Source organism: Burkholderia sp. Cy-637 (genome assembly GCF_011753175.1).
GTDB classification, from domain to species: Bacteria; Pseudomonadota; Gammaproteobacteria; order Burkholderiales; family Burkholderiaceae; genus Burkholderia; species Burkholderia gladioli.
In genome coordinates this window covers 1-724 of record NZ_VWWC01000412.1, presented here as the reverse complement: position 1 = coordinate 724, position 724 = coordinate 1, and the positions used below count along the sequence as shown (strand labels likewise).

Annotated in this window: 1 pseudogene; it reads right to left on the bottom strand. The window is 76.8% G+C overall.

Going from position 1 to position 724, the window contains the following annotated elements:
* Positions 1-724 (bottom strand): annotated as a pseudogene (locus tag F3J10_RS35920) (hypothetical protein); the annotation flags it as partial.

Sequence of the window (724 nt, the reverse complement as noted above, 5' to 3'; positions counted from 1 at the left end):
TCGAGCGAGGCGCCCAGGGCCGCGCGCGCGGCCGCCAGGTCGGGCGGCGCCACGCCGGCCGCGATCTTGTAGAGCGCAGCGCGCAGCGCATCGGAGCCGGCCGCCAGCGCGGCACCGCCGTCCTCGGGCGGCAAGCCATGGGTGATGCGGCGCCAGCCCAGCGCCACCGCATCGGCCATCAGGGCAGTCTGGCCGAGCCCGAGCGCGGCGGCGGCCGAGCCGACCCGATAGGCCGCCGCCGCGGCGCGCCAAGCCTGGCCGGCATCGACGGCGCCCGGCTCGCCGGTGAGCTCGGCCATCGAGGCGTCGGCGGTCTGCAGGAAGTCCTCGTAGGCATGGCCGTTGACGGTCACCACGCCGAGCTGGCGCGTGGCCGCCGCGTCGCGCAGCGCATCGGCCTCGGCGCGCGCGGCGTCGACCTCCCAAAGCATCTCGGATGCCTGCGAGCCGGCCACGTGCCAGTCGACCGTCAAGCCGTAATCGTTGAGCAGCTCGACCTCGGCGGCATCCTCGGCGGCCGCGCCGTACAGCGCGAAATCGCGCCAGACGAGCGCCAGCGTCTCGCGCACCAGCGCCGGGGCGACGACTCGCGCCCCGCCCATCTGCTCGCGCAGCACCAGGTTGCCGCGCGCGAGCCAGCGTCGCGGCGACGTGCCGGGCGCGCCCTGCACCGCCCGCAGGCAGGCGCGGGCGAGCCGCCAGTAGTCATAGGGATCGGGGCCGG